The organism is Aquipluma nitroreducens, assembly GCF_009689585.1.
In the GTDB taxonomy this organism is placed as follows: Bacteria; Bacteroidota; Bacteroidia; order Bacteroidales; family Prolixibacteraceae; genus Aquipluma; species Aquipluma nitroreducens.
On record NZ_AP018694.1, the window covers coordinates 4,522,843 to 4,543,586 of the forward strand.

The 20,744-nt window shown below is 42.0% G+C and carries 16 protein-coding genes and 1 pseudogene; 11 read left to right on the plus strand and 6 right to left on the minus strand.

The window, feature by feature from the left end:
• Positions 1–234 precede the first annotated feature (234 nt).
• The 11 genes from AQPE_RS19050 (at position 235) to AQPE_RS19100 (ending at position 14,869) form a co-directional block, all read left to right on the plus strand.
• A complete protein-coding gene (locus tag AQPE_RS19050) occupies positions 235–897 on the plus strand; it encodes a LuxR C-terminal-related transcriptional regulator (RefSeq protein ID WP_318348086.1) in 663 nt (220 codons plus the stop codon).
• A gap of 470 nt (positions 898–1,367) precedes the next feature.
• Positions 1,368–4,556, plus strand: coding sequence for a SusC/RagA family TonB-linked outer membrane protein (locus AQPE_RS19055; RefSeq protein WP_318348087.1), 3,189 nt, complete (start codon positions 1,368–1,370; stop codon positions 4,554–4,556).
• Positions 4,557–4,574: 18 nt separating this feature from the next.
• The gene (locus AQPE_RS19060) at positions 4,575–6,002 is read left to right on the plus strand and encodes a SusD/RagB family nutrient-binding outer membrane lipoprotein (RefSeq protein ID WP_318348088.1); all 1,428 of its coding nucleotides are present in this window, start codon (positions 4,575–4,577) and stop codon (positions 6,000–6,002) included.
• 125 nt (positions 6,003–6,127) lie between these two features.
• On the plus strand, positions 6,128–7,363 hold the full coding sequence (locus tag AQPE_RS19065; RefSeq protein WP_318348089.1) for a peroxiredoxin family protein: 1,236 nt from the start codon (positions 6,128–6,130) through the stop codon (positions 7,361–7,363).
• Positions 7,364–7,632: 269 nt separating this feature from the next.
• Complete coding sequence (locus tag AQPE_RS19070; RefSeq protein ID WP_318348090.1) at positions 7,633–7,992, plus strand: hypothetical protein; 360 nt, start codon at positions 7,633–7,635, stop codon at positions 7,990–7,992.
• Positions 7,993–8,385: 393 nt separating this feature from the next.
• Positions 8,386–9,771, plus strand: coding sequence for an O-acetylhomoserine aminocarboxypropyltransferase/cysteine synthase family protein (locus tag AQPE_RS19075; RefSeq protein WP_318348091.1), 1,386 nt, complete (start codon positions 8,386–8,388; stop codon positions 9,769–9,771).
• 235 nt (positions 9,772–10,006) lie between these two features.
• The gene (locus AQPE_RS19080) at positions 10,007–11,146 is read left to right on the plus strand and encodes a porin (protein ID WP_318348092.1); all 1,140 of its coding nucleotides are present in this window, start codon (positions 10,007–10,009) and stop codon (positions 11,144–11,146) included.
• Between the two features lie 25 nt (positions 11,147–11,171).
• Complete coding sequence (locus AQPE_RS19085; protein ID WP_318348093.1) at positions 11,172–12,125, plus strand: PstS family phosphate ABC transporter substrate-binding protein; 954 nt, start codon at positions 11,172–11,174, stop codon at positions 12,123–12,125.
• Positions 12,126–12,243: 118 nt separating this feature from the next.
• On the plus strand, positions 12,244–13,155 hold the full coding sequence (gene pstC, locus AQPE_RS19090) for a phosphate ABC transporter permease subunit PstC (protein ID WP_318348094.1): 912 nt from the start codon (positions 12,244–12,246) through the stop codon (positions 13,153–13,155).
• Positions 13,152–14,006: a phosphate ABC transporter permease PstA gene (pstA, locus tag AQPE_RS19095; RefSeq protein WP_318348095.1), complete on the plus strand. Its 855-nt coding sequence runs from the start codon at positions 13,152–13,154 to the stop codon at positions 14,004–14,006. Before pstC ends, pstA begins: the two co-directional genes overlap by 4 nt.
• Positions 14,003–14,869 carry a phosphate ABC transporter ATP-binding protein gene (locus AQPE_RS19100; RefSeq protein ID WP_318348096.1) on the plus strand — a complete coding sequence of 289 codons (867 nt, stop codon included), beginning with the start codon at positions 14,003–14,005 and terminating at the stop codon, positions 14,867–14,869. Before pstA ends, AQPE_RS19100 begins: the two co-directional genes overlap by 4 nt.
• Positions 14,870–14,977: 108 nt before the next feature.
• Here AQPE_RS19100 and AQPE_RS19105 read toward each other — a convergent pair.
• The 6 genes and pseudogenes from AQPE_RS19105 to AQPE_RS19130 form a co-directional block, all read right to left on the minus strand.
• Positions 14,978–15,183 (minus strand): annotated as a pseudogene (locus AQPE_RS19105) (GDCCVxC domain-containing (seleno)protein).
• 36 nt (positions 15,184–15,219) lie between these two features.
• Positions 15,220–16,926, minus strand: a complete 1,707-nt coding sequence (locus tag AQPE_RS19110; protein ID WP_318348097.1) for a multicopper oxidase domain-containing protein — start codon at positions 16,924–16,926, stop codon at positions 15,220–15,222.
• 177 nt (positions 16,927–17,103) lie between these two features.
• Positions 17,104–17,478: a heavy-metal-associated domain-containing protein gene (locus AQPE_RS19115; protein WP_318348098.1), complete on the minus strand. Its 375-nt coding sequence runs from the start codon at positions 17,476–17,478 to the stop codon at positions 17,104–17,106.
• 36 nt (positions 17,479–17,514) lie between these two features.
• Complete coding sequence (locus AQPE_RS19120) at positions 17,515–17,727, minus strand: heavy-metal-associated domain-containing protein (protein WP_318348099.1); 213 nt, start codon at positions 17,725–17,727, stop codon at positions 17,515–17,517.
• Positions 17,728–17,744: 17 nt separating this feature from the next.
• The gene (locus tag AQPE_RS19125; RefSeq protein WP_318348100.1) at positions 17,745–19,970 is read right to left on the minus strand and encodes a heavy metal translocating P-type ATPase; all 2,226 of its coding nucleotides are present in this window, start codon (positions 19,968–19,970) and stop codon (positions 17,745–17,747) included.
• Positions 19,971–20,053: 83 nt separating this feature from the next.
• The gene (locus tag AQPE_RS19130) at positions 20,054–20,614 is read right to left on the minus strand and encodes a helix-turn-helix domain-containing protein (protein ID WP_318348101.1); all 561 of its coding nucleotides are present in this window, start codon (positions 20,612–20,614) and stop codon (positions 20,054–20,056) included.
• Positions 20,615–20,744: the final 130 nt, after the last annotated feature.

Sequence of the window (20,744 nt, forward strand, 5' to 3'; positions counted from 1 at the left end):
GATTATTAGCGCAAAAGTAAAAGTACACTAAGTCAATTGACAATATATTCGTATTAAGACGTATTTTAAATGGAGTTCAGTATTTTCACCTATTTGTTCTCCGGAAAGTATTAAATTTTTAATGGTATGGCCTATAAATAATCATCTAAATACCTATCAGTTAATGGAGTTTATAAATACATTTGGCCATATAGATTTAATTTTAAAATCTACTTTTGTGACTTAACGAAATATATGAGCAATTCGGGAAATAAAATAATAATTGCGGATACACAGTTTTTAGTGGTTGAAGCTTTGAAATCGTTATTGGAGAATGACGAGCGGTTTTCAATCATTGAAATTGTGAGTTCGTGCAATGAGCTGCATAAAGTTCTGGAAAAGGAATCCTTTCAACTGCTGATTACAGACTTTGCCCTATTCGATTTTGATAGTGTTGATGACCTTCAAAAGATCAAACAAAAGTTTCCGGATTTAGCGGTTTTAGTTTTGACTAATTCAATCAACAAAGCTGAATTTAACGAGTTGTCTAAAATTGGGATCAAAAACATCATTTATAAAACGTCAGACAGGGACGAGATCTTTGCGGCTGTTGATGCAGCTCTAAAGGGAAAGAAATATTTTGCCGAAGAAATACTCGACATGATTCTGGAGCAAGGCGAAAACAAACCGATAATCGAAGAAGGTGTGCAGTTGACCAGCTCCGAAATCGAAATCGTCAGGCTGATTGCCAGTGGAAGAACCACCAAGGAGATCGCTCATAATAAATGCATTAGCTTTCATACGGTAAATACTCATCGGAAAAACATCTTCCGTAAATTGGGCGTTTCCAATGCCTCCGAATTGATCATCCATGCCATCAAATCGGGTTGGATCGATAACATCGAATACTATATTTAGAAAATAGGCAGATAACTGTCTATGAATTCAATTCTCCTCATCACTTATTCTTATTCTCCTTTCTCTGGTTCAAGACTTTTAGACTCACCAATACTGTATATACCATAAAATAGTTATAAAATCTACCTATTCCGTGGTATTGAATAATCAAACAGTGATGCTCATTTTTGCATTGTTAATTAATGTTAAAGAAATGAAAGTATCCAACAAACACAATACTTACCGAATATCAACTTCATTATTCATGCTGAATAGTTGCTGTTGCTGCTGTCCATTTACTTCCCGAATGCGAATGTGCTTCAGCTAAGTGCTGCTTGCATTTATTACAATCACTTTTTGAAATAGTTAAGCTAGTCATCCGGTTTAAATCATAGGCATTTTCATTTGAAAGTCTATCAAAATTAAATCTACCAGGTAGTTAAACCTGACAGATTCAGCAATGTATTATCAACCCACAAAAATTCATAACGATGAAAAATCAATTTAAATTTATTATTCTTTTTTTCTGTGTGCTGCTGTCGCTTAGCAGTATTGCCCAGGAAATACAGCTCAAAGGAGTTGTGCGTTCCAATGATGATCACTCTCCTCTGGTTGGAGCAAGTATTGTCAAGAAGGGAACAACTTCAGGAGTGGTAACTGATGCCGATGGTCAGTTCAATTTGAAGTTGAATGCAGGGAATGTCCTTGTAGTTTCATTTATTGGCTTTGACTCCAAATCATTTGTTGTTCATGATGATTCGTTTTTAGAAATCGAATTGGGAGAGAACCTCAACCAGTTAAACGAAGTTGTTGTAACTGCGCTCGGAATCAACAAAGAAAAAAAGTCGCTGGGATATTCAGTTCAGGAGATTAAATCTGAAACAATTACAGCAGTGCCCGAAGCGAACCTGGTTAATTCACTTTCAGGCAAAATTGCCGGAGTGCAGGTTACCAACAGCCAGGGGAACCTTGGATCATCGAGAATTATTATTCGTGGCGAAACTTCAATCTCAGGCAATAACCAACCACTTTTTATTGTGGATGGCGTTCCGGTCGACAATTCCCAATTCACCACATCTGATGCCTCACGCGATTTTGCCAATGCGATCTCTGATATCAGTAGTGAAGACATTGAAAGTATTAGCGTATTGAAAGGGCCGAATGCAGCTGCGCTTTATGGTTCAAGGGCTGCCAGCGGTGTTATCCTGATCAAAACCAAAACCGGTAAAGGTCAAAAGAAGTTGGGCGTGAATGTCTATTCAAAAAACACGTTCGAAAGTGTTTTAACCCTTCCAAGCTATCAAAACGGTTACGGACAAGGTTCTGGTGGAACTTTTTCGTATGTTGATGGAAAAGGCGGTGGTGTAAATGACGGCGTTGACGAAAGTTGGGGCCCGAAACTTGATGGCCGACTGATTCCTCAATTCTTTTCGAACGGTGTTGCAGTGCCATGGGTTGCCCATCCAAATAATGTGCGCGACTTCTTTGAAACCGGTCACACACTTAGTAACGGAGTTTCGATTTCCGGAGCTGATAACAAATTTGATTTCCGCTTCTCGTATAACAATACCAGCCAAACCGGAACTTTACCGAACACCGATTTGGGAAAAAACACTTTCGGGATCAACAGCAGTTATAAAATTTTACCTGAGCTGGTACTGAGTACCAGCGCCAATTACATCAACACCGACGCAGGTAATTTACCCGGTGTTTTTGGACGAAGGGCTACAAGTTCAATGCTTCAGTTTGCTTGGTTTGGCCGTCAGGTCGACGTTAACCAACTGAAAAATTACCGGGATGCCAATGGTAATTTGGTGAACTGGAACAATAGCTATTACAGCAATCTCTTTTTCATTGCCAATGAGAATACGGTTTCGCAACGCCGTGACCGAATCTTTGGAAATGTAAATCTGAATTACAAGTTCCTGAAAGATTTCACGGCAAACTTCCGTATCGGAAACGATTATTACAACGACCGTCGTAAAATTAAAATCGCTTACGGAACGAATGGTACGCCTTACGGATCTTATCAGGAAATTGGATATACCGTGAACGAACGGAATATTGAGTTTACACTGAATTACAATAAAAAAATAACTACTGACTTTACAGTCGATGTTCTTGGTGGCAGCAACCTTTTGTCGAAATACTATGAGGAAAATAATCAGAGTGCGCCAAAGCTTGCAGTGAGAGATGTTTATACGCTGGCCAATTCGCGCGATCCTCTTGTCTCATCAAGCTATTACAGCAAACAAAAGAAAAACAGTGTTTTTGCATCAGGGCAAGCCAATTTCAGAGACTATGCGTTCTTAAACTTAACCGCACGCAACGACTGGTCATCAACTTTACCCGAAGGCAACAACTCCTATTTTTATCCTTCAGTCAATGCCAGTGTGTTGGTTTCAAAATTTCTCAACATCGAAAGCAGTCAGCTTTCATTCCTGAAAATCAGAGGTGGCTGGTCGAAGGTGGGGAAAGATTCGAATCCTTACCAGCTTATCGACACTTATCCGTTTAATGCGCCTTTCGGCAGCAATCCGCAGTTGACAGTTACAAACGCATCGCTGAATGCCAATTTGAAACCTGAAACCACAACTTCATCAGAAATTGGAGCTGAAATTGGGTTGTTCAATAACAATGTCCGTGTAGATTTGAGCTATTACAACACCAATAGTTACGATCAGATATTGAATGTTGATGTCAGCCCGTCAACCGGATATGTTTCAAAATTATTAAACGCCGGAAAAATCAACAACCAGGGGTTCGAAGTTCAGTTAAGCTTCTCGCCGGTAAAGATTTCAAACGGGTTGACATGGGATGTGGTGGCTAACTTCTCGACCAACAAAAGTGAAGTTCTTGAACTCGACAAAGAAGGATTGCTTACAGCCTATAGAATTGCACAATCGGGTAGCCTTTCAGTTCTGGCCGCCATTGGCCAACCTTACGGATCGTTGTTCGGAACCGCTTACAAACGGAATGACAAAGGCGAAATTCTGGTCAAAGCAAATGGCGCCCCTGACACTGATCCAAACAACAAATACTTTGGTTCTTTTCAGCCCGATTGGATTGCAGGGATTACGAATACTTTCACGTATAAAAACTTCAGCCTGAGTTTTCTGATTGATGCTAAAATTGGTGGTTCAATCTATAACGGAACACAATCTACCGGTACTTATACCGGCGTCTTAGCCGAAACTTTACGCGGAAGAGATGAAGAAAATGGTGGTTTAGCTTATTATTATCCAAACAATGTAAAAACTCAACTTCCGGTTCAGCTTGCCTCACACACAACGGCAGCTCCAAATAGCGAAGTTGTTTACCACGACGGGGTTATTTTTGATGGCGTAAAAGCTGACGGAACCCAAAATACTACAATCCTTCCGGCCCAGTCGTACTGGAAAACTTTCAGGACGATTAATGAGTCGAGTGTTTTTGACGCATCGTTTGTGAAATTCCGGGAAATAAGCCTGGGTTACAACCTGCCTTCAAAATGGATAAAAGCCATTGGATTACAGTCGGCAAATGTAGCTTTGCTTGGCCGCGATCTTTGGATTATTCACAAGAATGCACCGCACATCGATCCCGAAACGGCGCTGAATACAGGAAATGGACAGGGCTTGGAAAGCCTTCAATTGCCATCGACCCGAAGCTATGGGTTTAGTTTGAACCTCAATTTCTAATTTTAAAAATCGCAGAAAATGAAAATCAAAAATATTTTTTTAGCTCTTCTTGCCACCGCAGCACTGACTTCGTGTGTACAAGATCTTCTGGATACCAATAAAAATCCGAACGAAGCACAGATAGCGCAACCCGATTATCTGCTGACTAATGCAATCAAATCGAGCGTTGACACTTATTGGGGAACAACGAATAACCTCGATGGCACGCTTCTTTTCGCCCAGCATGTTGCCAAAATTCAGTACACCGAAATTGACCGGTATATTGCATCGAACACCACTTTCGAGAGTCCGTGGAAGAGTTTCTATTCTCAGGGATTGAGGGATTTGGCTGAAATTATTAAGATTGGCGAAACCGAAAACCAGCCCAATTACAAAGCAGTTGCAACCATCTTTCGCTCATGGGTATTTTTGCTTTTGACCGACGCCTACGGAGATATTCCATACAGCCAGGCAATCAATATCAACGAATACATCACGCCTGCCTACGACGCACAGAAAGATGTTTATCACGGGTTACTGAACGATCTGAAAACCGCTGTTGCGTTGATCGATCCAACAAAAAAAGCAATTAGCGGCGATGTCATTTATTCAGGAAACCTAACCAAATGGAAGAAGTTTGCCAACTCGCTCCGCTATCGCATTGCCTTGCGGATTGCTGACAAGGAACCTGAAGTAGCGAAACAAGCCATTGCCGAAATTCCGGTGGCCGATCTGATTGGTGACGGAGAAACAGCCCAATTGGTTTATTTGACCTCTCCAAACCAGAATCCGATTGCTCTGTTTTTCGAAACCCGCGACGATTACCGGGTAAGTAAAAGCATTGTTGAAACATTAAAAAGCCTGAACGATCCGAGGTTGCCAGTGTTCGCCAATAAAACAGAAACTGCCACTCCTGAAATTTACATTGGTGTTCCCAACGGTTTAACCACCAGTGCTGCAAGCGCCTTGGGATTTTCTAAAACTTCGAAAATCGGAACATATTTTACCAGTCCTCAAACGCCGGGAGTTATTTTAAGTACTGCTGAAGTATTGTTCGGACGGGCAGAAGCCGCTGCAAGAGGTTTTACTACTGAAAATGCCGAAACATTGTATAATCAGGCCATTAAAGCTTCGTTGAAACAGTTCGGAATTACGAGCGATGATGTGGTAAATGCCTATCTGGCGCAACCATCAGTAAAATACAACAGTGCAAATTACAAGCAATCGATTGGTGTGCAAAAATGGATTGCTCTGTTTGGTCAGGGGCTGGAAGCTTTTGCTGAATGGCGCCGTCTGGATTATCCGCAATTGCCGCCTGCGGTTGCCGGAACACTCGATGGTAAAATCCCGGTGCGGTATATCTATCCCGGAAGCGAGCAATCGCTGAATCTTAAAAATTATAAAGCAGCGGTTGCACGTCAGGGTGCCGACGCACTAACCATTAAACTTTGGTTTGACGTGAACTAAAAAAGCGTATTTTTCAAACATGTGATTTTATTGGGTTTAGCTTGCCCGGAGAAGTAATTTTCCGGGCAAAATTATCAACATATGTGATTGTAAATTTGCGGTTTAATCTATTTAAATATTTCGATATGAGTAATTTAAAATGGACAAATTTGATTGTTCTGTTTTTCGTTCTGCTGGGACTTACTTCATTTCAGCAAAGCCCCAAGAACATGAAAGAGGGATTGTGGAGAGGTGTTTTTACAGTTCCTGAAAACGAAATTCCATTTGTTTTTGAAGTTAAAGGCACGAGCGCCGAAAAGACAACTGTGTTTTTGATTAATGGAGAAGACCGTTTCCAACTCAATAACATCACGTACCGAAATGATTCGGTTTTCATCCCAATTGACCTTTACGATGCGGTGTTGAAAGCCAAATTAACAGAGAATTCATTAGATGGAAGGTTAATTAAGCTAAGTGCTGCAAAACCTGATGCCGGTGTACCTTTTAAAGCCGAATATGGAAAGTTGCCCCGATTTCCTGAAAGTACCGAAACCCCTTCTGTTTCGCTCTCCGGAACGTGGGATATCACCATTGGCAGCGGAGAAAGCGCTGATAAAACCGTCGGAGTATTCGATCAGAAGAAATCGTTGCTAACCGGATCAATATTGACCACTACCGGCGACTATCGTTTCTTTGAAGGCGCAATTCACGGTAAAAAATTTGAATTATCAGCTTTCGGAGGTTCAACTCCATATTTATTAAAAGGAGAATTTGCTGACAACAACACGTTCACGGGCGAATTTTTTACTCCGAGGAAAACAACCAAGCTCGAAGGAAAACGCAATGCCAAAGCCGCCCTGCCTGATGCTTACAATGTTTCGTACCTGAAAAAAGGATATACTTCCGTAGCATTTTCGTTTCCAAACCTGGATGGGAAAAAGATTTCGTTGTCCGATCCTGCTTACAAAGGCAAAGTGGTCATTGTCACTATTCTGGGAAGCTGGTGCCCCAATTGCCTTGACGAAAACAAATTTCTATCCGAATGGTACAAACAAAACAAGAAGCGTGGAGTTGAAATTATCGGCTTAGGCTTTGAACGGAAGAACGATTTTGAATCAGCAAAAAAATCGCTGACTGCCCTGAAAACCCGCTTGGGTATTGAATATGAAATCCTTTTCGCCGGACAATCCGGAACAGAATCAGCGTCCAAAGCATTACCTCAGTTAAACGGCATAGCTTCTTTCCCAACAACCATTTTCATCGATAAAAAGGGAAATGTCCGGAAAGTTCATTCCGGATTCAGCGGCCCGGCAACCGGAAAATTCTACGAAGAATTTAAAACCGAATTCAACGCCCTGATTGATCAGTTAGTGGCTGAATAATAGATTTTCAAAGATTACAGGTTCGACCCAACCAGTCTGTTCCAATTTCTGAAATACTCGTATATTGCGGAATGTACGTGTATTTTTTTGTAAGTGATTCTTCATCTTCGCCAATACAAGCTGCCCAAACCCAATCTGACTTAATTTCCCTTTTTCGTCTCCGTTCTTCCGTCTACATACCTATTTTGTGGTATATAAATTACCCGGAAAAGGGTATTTGATGTAACCATCATCTACCACATCTTTGTAAAACATTTAATAACAGACATATGAAACATCCAGTATTTTTCATAGGAGAAGAATTGTCGGATAAAACACGTCAATGGCTTCACCGGCAACAGATTCAATATATTGAACAACCATTGAATAAGATTGAAGAATTGGCCAGCCGGGCTTTTGATGGTTACCTGTTCTTTAGTCCAAAAGGAATATCCCGGTTTAAATCATCTGGAAATTTTCCACATCCACTTTCGTTGGTTTTTGCGAATGAAAATTCAACAGCTCGTGCTGCCTGGAGTCAATTCACCAATAAAGTACATACTTCACCCGATTCTGAAGAACTGTCGTTTGTTCAATACGCCATTTATCGCTGGATGAAGGAGAATAGTTATGTAGGAGAACATATCTGATTTAGAATACAATCCTTGATCCCATACCTATTTTGTGGTATATAAATTACCTGAAACAAGGTATTTCATACAATCAATTTCATGACAATCTTTGCAATGTCATTGAACAAAACAAAAAAATGAAAGCAACACAACAAATATCTAATCCATATTTCCTCCGGATAAACGGTGCTGGCAATCTTACTGCCGGATCATGTTGTTGTTGCCAGATTTACCCTTCGGCTTCCCGAATGCGAATGTGCTGCTAAAAGCACGTACAGCGCCCCAATCCTTATCATCATTTTTTACAACGCGAATTGAAAGCTAATCCTTTCTTTTCTGTCAGGCTAAATACTTATACAAGAGCCTTTTACAAATAATCAATCGTTAGTAATCACTCAAAAATCTATAATCATGACAACACAAAAACTAAAATTCGAAACGCTGCAACTTCATGCAGGACAAGAGGTAGACCCAACAACCAATTCAAGGGCAGTTCCAATTTATCAAACATCATCGTATGTTTTCAATAATGCCGATCATGCAGCCAATCTGTTTGGCCTGAAAGAATTTGGCAATATTTATACCCGTATCGGAAACCCGACCACCGATGTATTCGAGAAACGCATTGCTGCGCTCGAAGGTGGTGTGGCTTCGTTGGCCGTTTCGTCTGGCCAGGCGGCCCAGTTTATTGCGCTTACCAATATTTTGCAGAACGGCGATAATTTTGTTTCCACTTCGTATGTCTATGGCGGAACATACAACCAGTTTAAAGTTCAGTTCAAACGACTCGGAATTCAGGTAAAATTTGTGGATGGCGATAATCCGGCTGATTTTGAGAAAGCCATTGACGAAAAAACTAAGGCCATTTATCTGGAAACCATCGGTAATCCCGAATTTAATGTACCTGATTTTGATGCCATTGCTGCTATTGCCAAAAAGCACGATATTCCGCTGGTTGTTGACAATACTTTCGGCGCCGGAGGTTATCTTTTCCGTCCAATCGAACATGGTGCCAATATCGTGGTTGAATCAGCAACCAAATGGATTGGCGGCCACGGAACAAGCATTGGCGGTGTAATTACGGATGCTGGTAATTTCAATTGGGCAAACGGCAAGTTTCCGCAGTTTACCGAACCTTCAGAAGGCTATCACGGTCTGGTTTTCTGGGATGTGTTCGGAGCCAACGGTCCTTTTGGCAATATCGCATTTATCATCCGCGCCCGTGTTGAGGGTTTGCGCGATTACGGAACTGCGCTAAGTCCGTTCAATGCCTTTTTGCTGATTCAAGGTCTTGAAACATTGTCGTTGCGGGTTGAAAGACATGTGCAGAATGCACAGATCATCGCTGATTGGCTCAATGGGCATGCACAAGTCAGAAAAGTGAATTACCCAGGGTTGGCCTCCAGTCCGTATCACACATTGGCTAAAAAATATTTGAAAATTGGTTATGGCGGAGTGCTTTCATTCCTGATTGACGGCGGAAAAGAGGCAGCCGATGAGTTCATCAACAACCTGAAGTTGATCAGTCACCTGGCCAATGTAGGCGATGCTAAATCGCTGATCATCCATCCGGCATCCACAACACACCAGCAGTTATCAGCAGAAGCACAGGTTTCAGCCGGAGTTATTCCGGGTTTGGTTCGCCTGTCTGTTGGTATCGAACATGTTGAGGATATTATTCAGGATTTGGCACAGGCATTTACCAGTGTAAAACACCTGTCAGAAATAAACAGAAAGCCTGAAGTTGAAGTGAAAGAGAAGAAAAGTTTAGTTGGAAATATATTAAGGTTCTTTTAATCAATTGCTGAAGGTTCCGGGTTCCTTCCCGGAATCTTTATTCTTCAGACTTTATAAACATGAAATATTTAATGTTTCGTGCTATTAAATTTCATTTTCAGGTCTGAATTATTCAATTGAAACTTATTCATCAATCATTCGCTGAGTAAGTATTTTTGACTGTCGGGTTTAATTTAAAAACAGACAAAATAAAACTTTGAGAATTATACAGTAAATCAATCGACAATATAATAAGATGAAAAGAATACTTTTAATAATAGTGGTTTGGGGAGGTTTGGTTTTCAGTGCAAAATCACAATCAACCGACGATGTTTTGAATTTATTAATTCAAAAGAATGTGGTTTCGCAAAAAGATGCTGATTCAATCCGCGCAGAAGCTGCCATTGCTTCTCAGACAAATTTGGCCAAAGTAAAAGCGTTCCCTATTAATGCGGCCAAGAAAATCACGGTTGCCGGATATACCCAAGTTCGTTATCAGGCGCTGGAAGAAACAGGTAAGATTGATGGTTTTGATATTCGCCGTGCACGTGTTGATTTAAAAGGGACTTTTTCTCCTTATTGGGGCTATCGCTTACAATTCGATCTGGCCGGAACTCCTAAACTAATCGATGCTTACGCCGAACTGAAGCTGAACGACTATTTCAACTTCACGATTGGTCAGGCTAAAATCCCGTTTTCGCTCGAAAATCTTGCAAGTTCAACCAAACTGGAACTAATAGACCGGTCGCAGGCAGTTGAAGCTTTGGTTGCTCGCGGAAAAGATGTTGGAGGAAACCAAAATGGCCGTGACATTGGAATCTTACTTGGTGGCACAATCCTGAAACTGAAAGATCGACCAGTGATTGATTACCGGTTGGGTGTTTATAATGGTGCGGGCATCAATACTGTTGATAATAATGAAGGCAAAGACATTGCAGCCCGATTGATTGTCCACCCGGTGGTTGGTCTCGACATTAGCGCTGCCTATTACGATGGGTCGCGGTTTGTGCCTGAAGTAAAAACAGGTACGGTAGTTACAACTCCTTCAAAAACAGTTAACCGCGACCGTTTTGGGCTCGACCTTAGCTATGACCTAAAAAACTTTTCATTACGCAGCGAATATATTTCCGGAAAAGACGATCAGACTGAACGTGAAGGGTACTATGTTTTGGGCGGATATTACTTCTTTCAGAAAAAAGTACAGTTGGTAGCCAAATACGATTTCTACGACACCGACAAGTCAAAACCCGATAATGCTTCGACCTGGTATGTGCTGGGCGCCAATTATAATTTCAATGCCAATACCAAATTGCAGTTCAACTATTCTATCAAACAGGAAGAAGGCACAAGCATCGACAACAATTTTGCCAACGTTCAACTTCAGATCGGATTTTAATCAGTCACTAAAAACACAACATACAATGAAAAAAATTACATCTTATCTCTTTGCCCTTTTGGTAATTACTTCGCTTTCTTCGGTGAAAGTGGTTGGCCAGGCCAAAGACGATTTAAAAGGAAATATCAGTATTTCAGGGGCATTTGCGTTGTATCCGCTCACCGTAAAATGGGCCGAAGAGTTCAGGAAACTTCACCCCAATGTGAAGTTCGATATTTCGGCAGGTGGCGCCGGAAAAGGAATGACCGATGCATTGGCGAAGATGGTCGATATCGGTTTAGTATCTCGCGAAATCAGTCCTGAGGAAGTAAAGAAAGGCGCGTTTGCTATTGCCGTAACCAAAGATGCGGTAGTCCCGACGGTGAGTGCTGCAAATCCAAACATTAAAGACATTCTGGCAAACGGTTTGGATCACGATGCCGCAGTTAACGTGTTCATTACCGGAAAGGCGAAAACATGGGGTCAGGCTATCGGTACAAAAAGTGCAGTGCCAATACGGATTTACACCCGCTCCGATGCTTGTGGGGCAGGTGAAACCTGGGCCAAATATCTGGGAAAAAAACAGGAAGACCTTCTGGGGGTAGGTGTTTTTGGTGACCCCGGCTTAGCCCAGGCCGTTTCCAAAGACCCTTCAGGAATTGCCTACAACAACATAGGCTATGCCTACGACGCAAAGACCAAGAAACCAAATCCGGGGATCAAGGTGCTTCCGCTCGACATTAACAACAATGGGAAGATTGACCCGGATGAGAATTTTTACGACACGATGGATGCCATCGTCAACGCGATTGCTACAGGTAAATATCCTTCACCACCGGCACGCGACCTGTATTTTGTGACTTCTGGAAAACCAGTAAAAAAGGAACTGGTTGAATTCATCAAATGGTCGCTCACCGAAGGGCAGAAATATGTTTTGGAAAGCGGTTATATTATTATTTCGAAGGAAAAACTTGATGCCGGATTAGAGAAAGTAAAATAAAGGGAGACACAAATATTAATTTGACTTGCTGGCTTTTCGCAGCAAATCGGAACCTGACAGGATGAAAAGCCTGCCGGGTTTAGGTTTTAAAAGAGGTTGGCCATTTAAATCAAGATTTATGGATAAAATACGATACAACAAATACCGCCAAACAAGGGAATTTCTGATACGGCACAGCATGCTTTTCCTGACACTGATCTCTTTGTCGTTTGCAGTGATCATCGGCATCAGCCTGTATTATAAATCGGTCCCGATTTTAGATCAGCAGTCCTTATGGACTCTTTTAACGGGCGAAAGCTGGAAGCCGCTAAAAGGTGAATTTGGTTTTTACCCTTTCATCATGGGAACTTTGTGGGTGACAGGCATCGCGATCATTATTTCGTTGCCCCTTTGCCTGTTGGCTGCCATTTACCTTTCGGAATATGCCCATCCGTATGTAAAAAAGATCGTTTTCCCGATGATTGATGTACTCGCCGGAATACCGCCGGTAGTTTATGGCGTTTGGGGGATTTTGGTCGTGGTTCCCTTTATTTCGACTTCCCTGGCTCCTCATTTTGTCGAGTTCTCGACCGGATATAGCATTTTGGCCGGAGGAATTGTACTGGCTATCATGATCATCCCACTGATGATTTCGGTTTTTATTGAAATCTTCGATGCGTTGCCCGGCGGACTGCGCGAAGCTTCGCTTTCGTTGGGCGCTACCACCTGGCAAACCATTAAAAAAGTGGTACTTCGTAAATCGTTTCCGGGATTGGCTGCCGCCGTGGTTTTAGCCATTTCGCGTGCTTTTGGCGAAACCATAGCGGTTCTGATGGTTTGCGGAAACGTTTCGGAAGTACCCCACTCGGTATTCGATCCGGCCTACCCACTGCCTGCACTCATTGCCAACAATTACGGGGAAATGATGTCGATACCGATGTACGACGCGGCATTGATGCTCTCGGCATTGCTTTTATTTGTCATCATCCTGGCATTCAACGCCATTTCACGACTAGTTTTAATCCGAATAGAAAGGAACTTCGCTTTATGAAACATGTACGAATAAAAAGAATAGAAGAAAAGATTTTCAAAGCACTTATGATAGCGGCAACGCTGGTCATTGTGATCTCGCTGTTCATGATTATTGTCGCCATCGTTAAAAGAGGATTGCCAGCCATGAGCTGGGACATGGTCTCGAAAATACCAGGCGGGGGATTTTACATCGGCAAGGAAGGCGGTTTGCTCAACGCTATAGTTGGGTCGTTGTATATTGTTATCGGTTCTATTTCGCTTGGACTTAGCTTTAGCTTGCCGATTGTTTTATACATCAACCTTTACCTTCCTGAAAAGTCGCGGTTGGCGCAGTTTACACGCCTGTCGTTCGATGTTTTGTTCGGGATTCCATCCATCGTTTATGGCGCTTTTGGCTTTACCCTGATGGTTTATTTGGGTTTGCGGTCGTCGTTACTTGCAGGTATCCTCACGGTAACCATCCTGATTATTCCGATTCTGATTCGCTCCATTGACGAGGTACTGCGGCGTGTCCCCAAAGAAATGAAAGATGCGGCACTTTCGCTGGGCGCCACCCGTTCCGAAATGATCAAACCCATTTTGCGGCAGGTTGCCCCCGGAATAGTCACTGCCGTGCTTCTTTCAGTTGGCCGCGGCATTGGAGATGCAGCTTCAGTGCTGTTTACCGCCGGATATACCGACAGTATTCCAACTTCCCTCTCTCAACCGGTGGCTACTTTGCCGCTGGCTATCTTTTTCCAACTCAGCAGTCCGATAGCTGAAGTTCAGGACAGGGCTTATGCAGCCGCACTTATCCTGACCTTTATTGTTCTGCTGCTGAGTGTTGCCGCACGTTTTTACAGTCGTAAATTTTCAAAAAACAAGATATGATACAGAATTTGCTTCGGGTTGAAAAATTCGTTGATTCACCCACCGAAAAAATGAAGGTCAAGAGAGAAACACAGGATAAGGCAGATGGTGATTTAATTTTGAAAGCCCACAAACCACATATCAGTGTCCGTAACCTGAATGTTTATCTGACCAAAAACCACATCCTGAAAAATGTCAATCTGGATATTCCTGATAAGGCAATTACTTGTATCATCGGGCCTTCAGGGTGTGGAAAAACCACTTTGCTAAAGACCTTTAACCGTCTGCTGCAAAACTCGCTGGACGTAAGGATTGAAGGCGATGTGCTGGTTGACGGCGAAAACATTCACGGGAAAGGCGTGGAGGTTGAAAACATCCGGAAGAAAATGGGATTACTGTCTCAACGGCCATGCCCGCTACCGATGTCAATCTTCGATAATATTGCCTATGGTCCTCGCATTCATGGGATCAGGAGAAAGAAAACGCTAAATATCATGGTCGAAAAATACCTGAAAGAGGCCGGGTTGTGGGACGAGGTGAAAGACAGGTTAAAATCACCGGCAACCAGTTTGTCGATTGGGCAACAGCAGCGGCTTTGCATGGCGCGTGGGTTGGCCGTTAAACCCGAGATTATCCTGGGCGACGAAGCAACTTCGGCACTCGATCCGATTTCGAGCAAAAAAATTGAAGAATTATTCGTAAAACTGAAAGATCAGTATTCAATAGTACTGGTTACTCATACACTTCGGCAGGCAAGGCGAATAGCCGACTACGTAATATTTATGTACCTGGGCGAGGTAATTGAGGCAGGACCGGCGGCCGAATTCTTCAGCAATCCGAAAGAGAAATTGACGAAGGAATACCTGGACGGGTATTTTAGCTAAGAAATACACCTTGTTCCTTGAACAGAACTATAATTTCACAAATTGCCAACATGCTTAAACAATAAAAAGTAACAGCTAAAAAGGTGATTTACACGAAGGCTATTTACACTAATTTTCATTTGCTTGAATTGCTGGGCATGAGACACTACCATAAAAACAGAAAACACAACAATCGCCTTCAAGAGGTTTAAAAATATTTTACAATTCTCACATTCGTAAAAGAACTGGCACGAATCTTCTGGCATCTTTTCTTCTTTTGAAAAGCCGCAGGTCGGAAAGGTAATAGTTGAATTAAAGTTAAATACCTTTTGCATATTTACATAATTTGTGGTCCAAAAGAATGCATTGCTTTAAAAGCGAATAACTTTTCTCACCAGAACCCGGTTTTGATCGATGAAGCTGATGGTGTAGATTCCTGATTTTAGACTGCTTGTATTCAGAGTAGCTGGAAACCCTGAAATTTTCTCCTGAATGCAGAGTTGTCCCAAATCGTTTCTAATTTCAATTATTACTGGATTTCTGTCAACATCAGCAGCTTCAATCGTTAAATGATCAGTCATTGGGTTCGGATAAATCCGAATCAGAGGATCGTCAATAAGCGTATTCAGTCCTGTTGGAATCCCTGTTACCAGAAATTGCCCCATCATACCATCATCTTCGTGCGACAACATGTGACAATGAAACATGTAGGGTATTTCCGGATCTAAAAAATCATCTAATTTCATAATCAACCTTACAGATTGCATGGCGGGCACCAAAACGACATCTTTACGACCTTGTCTTGAACGATCAGGTGCAGCGCCTCCAATGTCGGAGATGAAAAACTGGAGTCCATGAATATGAAACGGGTGGGCGATAGCTGTCTGATTGGATATTTGCCAGATTTCGGTGGCTCCAAGTTTGGCAGAAAAGTCAATTCGATCCATTGAAAATGATTGGCCATTGATTAGAAACGGGCCACTCAGATTACCCATACCCATGCCGCTTGTTGATAGGGTAATGATTCGTGTTACAGATGATTTAGACGGATCGGGCTTTTTGTTTGAAATCAAATTTGAAGGTATTGTGGAAATCGCTTGAGTGGTTGGGGCGGTGACGGATAACCGGATTAATTTAAAATCTTTACCATTCAGTATATTAGCAGAATACCCGTCAATACTACCCACGCCCATACTTCCGGGAACAGCAGCACCATAAATACCGTTAGGTAACTCCGAACCAAAAGAAAACAGGTCCAGGCTCTGATCTTTCAATCCTGAAAGGTTGACCAGCAACTCTGCCCTTTCGCCGGGAGCTAACATTAATCGGGTTAGAGCAACCGGGGCATCCAACAGGCCGCCATCAGAAGCGATTTGATAAAATAGCTGATTTCCCTGAAAACCTATATTATAGACACGATTTGTTGAGCCGTTCAATACCCTGAAGCGGATAATTTGAGCAGGTACTTTTAAAATCGGGTCGATAGTGCCGTTAATTAGTAAGGTGTGGTCGTCGGCAGAATTGACGACAAACTGACGGTTTGTATCAAAGGCTCTGGACTGTATAACAATAGGGAAGTCATCTATTCCATAATTCCGTGGCAAGTTAAGAGTCGATTCCTGATTATCTCTTACAATAATCATTCCGGCAGCTCCTTTGGTTACCTGTTCAGCTGTTTTTCCATGAAGATGGGGATGATACCAATACGTCGATGCCTGATCCAATACTTTTATCCGGGGCGACCATACCGTATGTGCCTGAATTACATTGTGCGGACTTCCATCTAACCTGGCCGGTACGTGTAACCCGTGCCAGTGCATGGTTGTGGACTCATCGAGGTCGTTATATACCGATAATTGAATTGAGTCGCCCTGATTAAGTATGACCGTTGGGCCCAGAAAGTTGCCGTTTATGCCTATCGTGGCTGTCGGACCTCCAGCCTGAAATTGCATTGAACCGTATTGTACATGCAAATTAACCTGTTTCCCTTCAAGAATTGGAGGGATAAACAATGGATTCTGGCAATTACCTGAAAAAAAGATTACGACTAATACCAAGGTAGAGAAGGCGTGTTTCATTATTTTTTTACAGTATAACAAGCTGATGATTGAAAAGTTAATTTCCAAGATTGGCATAACAGAACCCTTGTGGATAAAAGAATGAATCGGAAAGGATTTCATCCAAATAAAACTAAAAACAAACTGATCCGATGATTTTATTTCATCAGATCAGTTACACAATATGAACTCAATTTATTATTTGTGTTCATATTTCATTGGTTTCATAGGAGCCTTGAGTACGGCACGGTCGTATTTACAACATGCAGGAAGTCCATTATAGGCTTCATCAGTTGCTTTTACGGCATCAGTGTCGTGACCAACTTTGGCAATTGCTTCCTGCACAATTTGCAAACTGGTTTTTGCATCATTGAGTGTTACTTCAATTTCCTTGGTTTCTTTGTTCCAGTCAGCTTTTGAAACACCCTCTAAAGAAAGGGCAGCCATCTCAATGCGCTTTTCGCACATCTCACATTTTCCGTTTACCAAGAATTTTTCAGCCTTGATTTTTGCAAATACACTTCCGGTACCCATCATCATCAGGATAGCCAGCATAGCTACTTTTGTTTTCATTTTCATCAATTTTAAAGTTAAACTTTCATTTATTCACTAGCTCATCAAATCAGCCTTATAACCGGCACTTTTCAATGTTTCAATAATTACTTCAGGATCAAGTCCCGTAGATTCAACAGTTAATACTTTCAATGGATTTGAAGTATTGACACTCCATTTGACAATTCCTTTTACCTGATTCAGGTGAGGGGTTACGGTGGCAATACATCCGCCACAATTTACATTGGTCTTAAATTTTAACGTTTCCATTTTTAGTCGTTTAATGATTAATAATCAAGTTTTTTGAATTTCAGTCGTAAACTGTTGCTTACTACCGATACCGAACTTAATGCCATGGCAGCTCCGGCAATCATTGGGTTGAGCATGAAACCCCAGATGGGGAATAATATTCCGGCAGCAACAGGAATGCCAATCAGGTTGTAAATGAAAGCCCAGAACAAATTCTGATGAATGGTATTGACAGTCAATTTCGATAGCCTGATTGATTTTGAGATAAGCTGAAGATCGGAAGAAATGATGGTCATTTTGGCTACATCCATTGCAATATCGGAACCTTTTCCCATGGCGATGCTCACGTCAGCCTGAGCCAGAGCGTGCGAATCGTTAATTCCATCGCCAACCATTGCCACCACTTTTCCCTGATTTTGCAATTCTTTAATAAAATCAGCTTTGTCAGATGGCATCACTTCAGCTTTAAAGTTCTTCAGACCGACTTTTTGTGCCACAGCTTTCGCGGTATGTAAATTGTCACCGGTGAGCATATACACTTCAATTCCCTGATTTTGAAGGTCAGTAATGGCTTTTGCCGATTTCTCTTTTATTTTGTCGGCGATAGCAACCACAGCTAACAATTCCTTGTCGCGGGCAAAGGAAATCACTGTTTTTGCCTCACTCTGCCAGATTATAATTTGGTCAGAACTGTTTTTTGGAATATTTACCCGATAATCGGCCAGCAGTTTTTGATTGCCTACTAGATAAGCATGTTCGCCGTAGTTGGCTACAACTCCTTTTCCGGTAATACTTTCGAATTTATCGGGAGCAATCCGTTTGTGTGAAGTGTTTTTCAAGGAAGCAGTGACAGCTTCAGCCAATGGATGTTCCGATTGCGATTCGATAGCATAAAGAATTTGTTCCAAATCTGTTTTTTCATCACCGGAAACATTCCATTCGATATCAGTTACGGCCGGTTTACCTTCGGTAATGGTACCTGTTTTATCGAGAACTATGGCGTTCACTTTATGCGCCAGTTCAAGGCTTTCGGCATCTTTAATCAGGATTCCGTTTTCAGCGCCTTTGCCCATGCCAACCATAATGGCAGTGGGAGTTGCAAGTCCCAGGGCACATGGACAGGCAATTACCAGCACCGAAACCATCGCCAACAAAGCTTGTGTAACAGCATTTTCGCCACCCAGAATCATCCATGTTGCAAAGGCTATTACAGCAATAGCCATGACTACAGGAACAAATATTCCGGCAATCTGATCGACCAGCTTTTGTACGGGAGGTTTGCTTCCCTGCGCCTGCTGAACCATTTTAATTATCTGTGCTAAAATGGTTTGGCCTCCCACCTTTTGAGCTACGAAGGCAAAGCTTCCCTTCTGGTTTATCGTTCCGGCAAAAACCTGTCCGCCCTTTTCCTTTTCAACCGGAAGTGATTCGCCGGTAATGGTACTTTCGTCAATGAAAGATGACCCTGAAATGATTTCACCATCCACCGGGATTTTTTCGCCGGGCTTAACCCGAATTTTATCACCAATAACGACCTGCGAAATAGGTATTTCCATTTCCTGGCCATTCTCCTGAATCAGATTGACTGTATTTGGTTGTAACCCAATCAGTTTTTTAATGGCTGAAGAAGTGTTTGATTTTGCCCGTTCTTCGAGTACCTTACCCAACAAAATGAAAGCAATTACCACCGCCGAAGCCTCAAAATACACATGGGCATGTTGTCCTTGTTCGTGCCAAAATTCAGGAAATAATGTGCTGAATACGCTGAAAAGATAAGCGATACCAGTGCTTAAAGCCACCAAAGTATCCATGTTTGCCTTGCCGTGTTTGGCCTGATTAAAGGCATTGATGAAGAAGCTCCGGCCAAACCAGCCGATTACCGGCGTTGCCAGAATCAGCATGATCCAGTTGGCATACCGAATATCCATCAGGAACATGGCAATTACCACCACCGGAAAGGCTAGAATAGTAGCCCAAAGCGTATTGGTTTTTAGCTTTTTGTAATGGACATTTTGCATTTCTTCCTGATGGTCATGGCCTTCTTCTTCAATCAGTAGGTCGTAACCAATGGACTGAATTGCTGATTTGAAGTTGCTGAGAGAAGCTTCTTGGGGCGTATATTCAACCCATGCAGTAGAATTTGCATAATTAACAGAAGCGTCGAGCACACCCACTTGGGCTTTAAGCATACTTTCGACACTGATGGCGCATGATGCGCAGCTTAAGCCGGTAACCGGGAAGTTCTTTTTAACTGAAGTTTCCATGTCTTTATTTTTTCATCAAAGATAAAGCCATGAAAATTAGTGCCTGTTACGATATTCCGGCAACTATTTATAAGATTTTCAGGTTATACTTCGTCCAATGGTTTTCGTTTGTTTTCTTTTACCTGTTTGAAGTGGCTTGGGGTTAGTCCGGTCACCTTTTTAAACTGGTTCGATAAATAAGCCACGTTGCTATATCCCATTTGGTAGGCAATTTCGCTCAGCGTGAGTTCGTCGTACACCAGCAATTCTTTTACCCGCTCTATTTTCTGAAGGATGATGTATTTTTCGATAGTAGTTCCTTCAATTTCAGAAAAAAGGCCGCTTAAATAGGCGTAATCACGGTTCAGGTGCGATTCGATGTATTCTGAATAATTCACTTTCAGGTCTTCGTTGCTGTGGTGTACAGACTGTACCACGAGGTTTTTTATTTTTTCGATAATCCGGCTTTTTGTATCGTCAATCAGTTCAAAACCATAAACCACCAGCGATTTTTTTAGCTTTTCCAAATCTTCATCCGAAATTGGATTTGCTGTTTCAACATTTCCCAATGAAATACGGACAGGCTTATAGCCTATATTTTCGAATACCTGTTGCACCACCATGATGCACCGGTTACAAACCATGTTTTTGATAAAATAGAGCATATTTAATCCTTTATAAAAAATCGCGATACAATTGCAGTCGCTTTTCAATCGCTTTTACAAAAGCTTTTCAGAAGATCAAAATAAAAACGACCTAATTCCAAAATGGTTTAATGAGCTATCAAAATACGAC

What these genes read in the sequence shown, in the direction of transcription:
- AQPE_RS19065 (WP_318348089.1), top strand. Translation starts at nt 6,128, where the DNA reads ATGAGTAATTTAAAATGGACAAATTTGATTGTTCTGTTTTTCGTTCTG.
- AQPE_RS19070 (WP_318348090.1), top strand. Translation starts at nt 7,633, where the DNA reads ATGAAACATCCAGTATTTTTCATAGGAGAAGAATTGTCGGATAAAACA.
- AQPE_RS19075 (WP_318348091.1), top strand. Translation starts at nt 8,386, where the DNA reads ATGACAACACAAAAACTAAAATTCGAAACGCTGCAACTTCATGCAGGA.
- AQPE_RS19085 (WP_318348093.1), top strand. Translation starts at nt 11,172, where the DNA reads ATGAAAAAAATTACATCTTATCTCTTTGCCCTTTTGGTAATTACTTCG.
- AQPE_RS19055 (WP_318348087.1), top strand. Translation starts at nt 1,368, where the DNA reads ATGAAAAATCAATTTAAATTTATTATTCTTTTTTTCTGTGTGCTGCTG.
- AQPE_RS19120 (WP_318348099.1), bottom strand. Translation starts at nt 17,727, where the DNA reads ATGGAAACGTTAAAATTTAAGACCAATGTAAATTGTGGCGGATGTATT.
- AQPE_RS19125 (WP_318348100.1), bottom strand. Translation starts at nt 19,970, where the DNA reads ATGGAAACTTCAGTTAAAAAGAACTTCCCGGTTACCGGCTTAAGCTGC.
- AQPE_RS19050 (WP_318348086.1), top strand. Translation starts at nt 235, where the DNA reads ATGAGCAATTCGGGAAATAAAATAATAATTGCGGATACACAGTTTTTA.
- pstA (WP_318348095.1), top strand. Translation starts at nt 13,152, where the DNA reads ATGAAACATGTACGAATAAAAAGAATAGAAGAAAAGATTTTCAAAGCA.
- AQPE_RS19115 (WP_318348098.1), bottom strand. Translation starts at nt 17,478, where the DNA reads ATGAAAACAAAAGTAGCTATGCTGGCTATCCTGATGATGATGGGTACC.
- AQPE_RS19060 (WP_318348088.1), top strand. Translation starts at nt 4,575, where the DNA reads ATGAAAATCAAAAATATTTTTTTAGCTCTTCTTGCCACCGCAGCACTG.
- AQPE_RS19130 (WP_318348101.1), bottom strand. Translation starts at nt 20,614, where the DNA reads ATGCTCTATTTTATCAAAAACATGGTTTGTAACCGGTGCATCATGGTG.
- AQPE_RS19080 (WP_318348092.1), top strand. Translation starts at nt 10,007, where the DNA reads ATGAAAAGAATACTTTTAATAATAGTGGTTTGGGGAGGTTTGGTTTTC.
- AQPE_RS19100 (WP_318348096.1), top strand. Translation starts at nt 14,003, where the DNA reads ATGATACAGAATTTGCTTCGGGTTGAAAAATTCGTTGATTCACCCACC.
- pstC (WP_318348094.1), top strand. Translation starts at nt 12,244, where the DNA reads ATGGATAAAATACGATACAACAAATACCGCCAAACAAGGGAATTTCTG.
- AQPE_RS19110 (WP_318348097.1), bottom strand. Translation starts at nt 16,926, where the DNA reads ATGAAACACGCCTTCTCTACCTTGGTATTAGTCGTAATCTTTTTTTCA.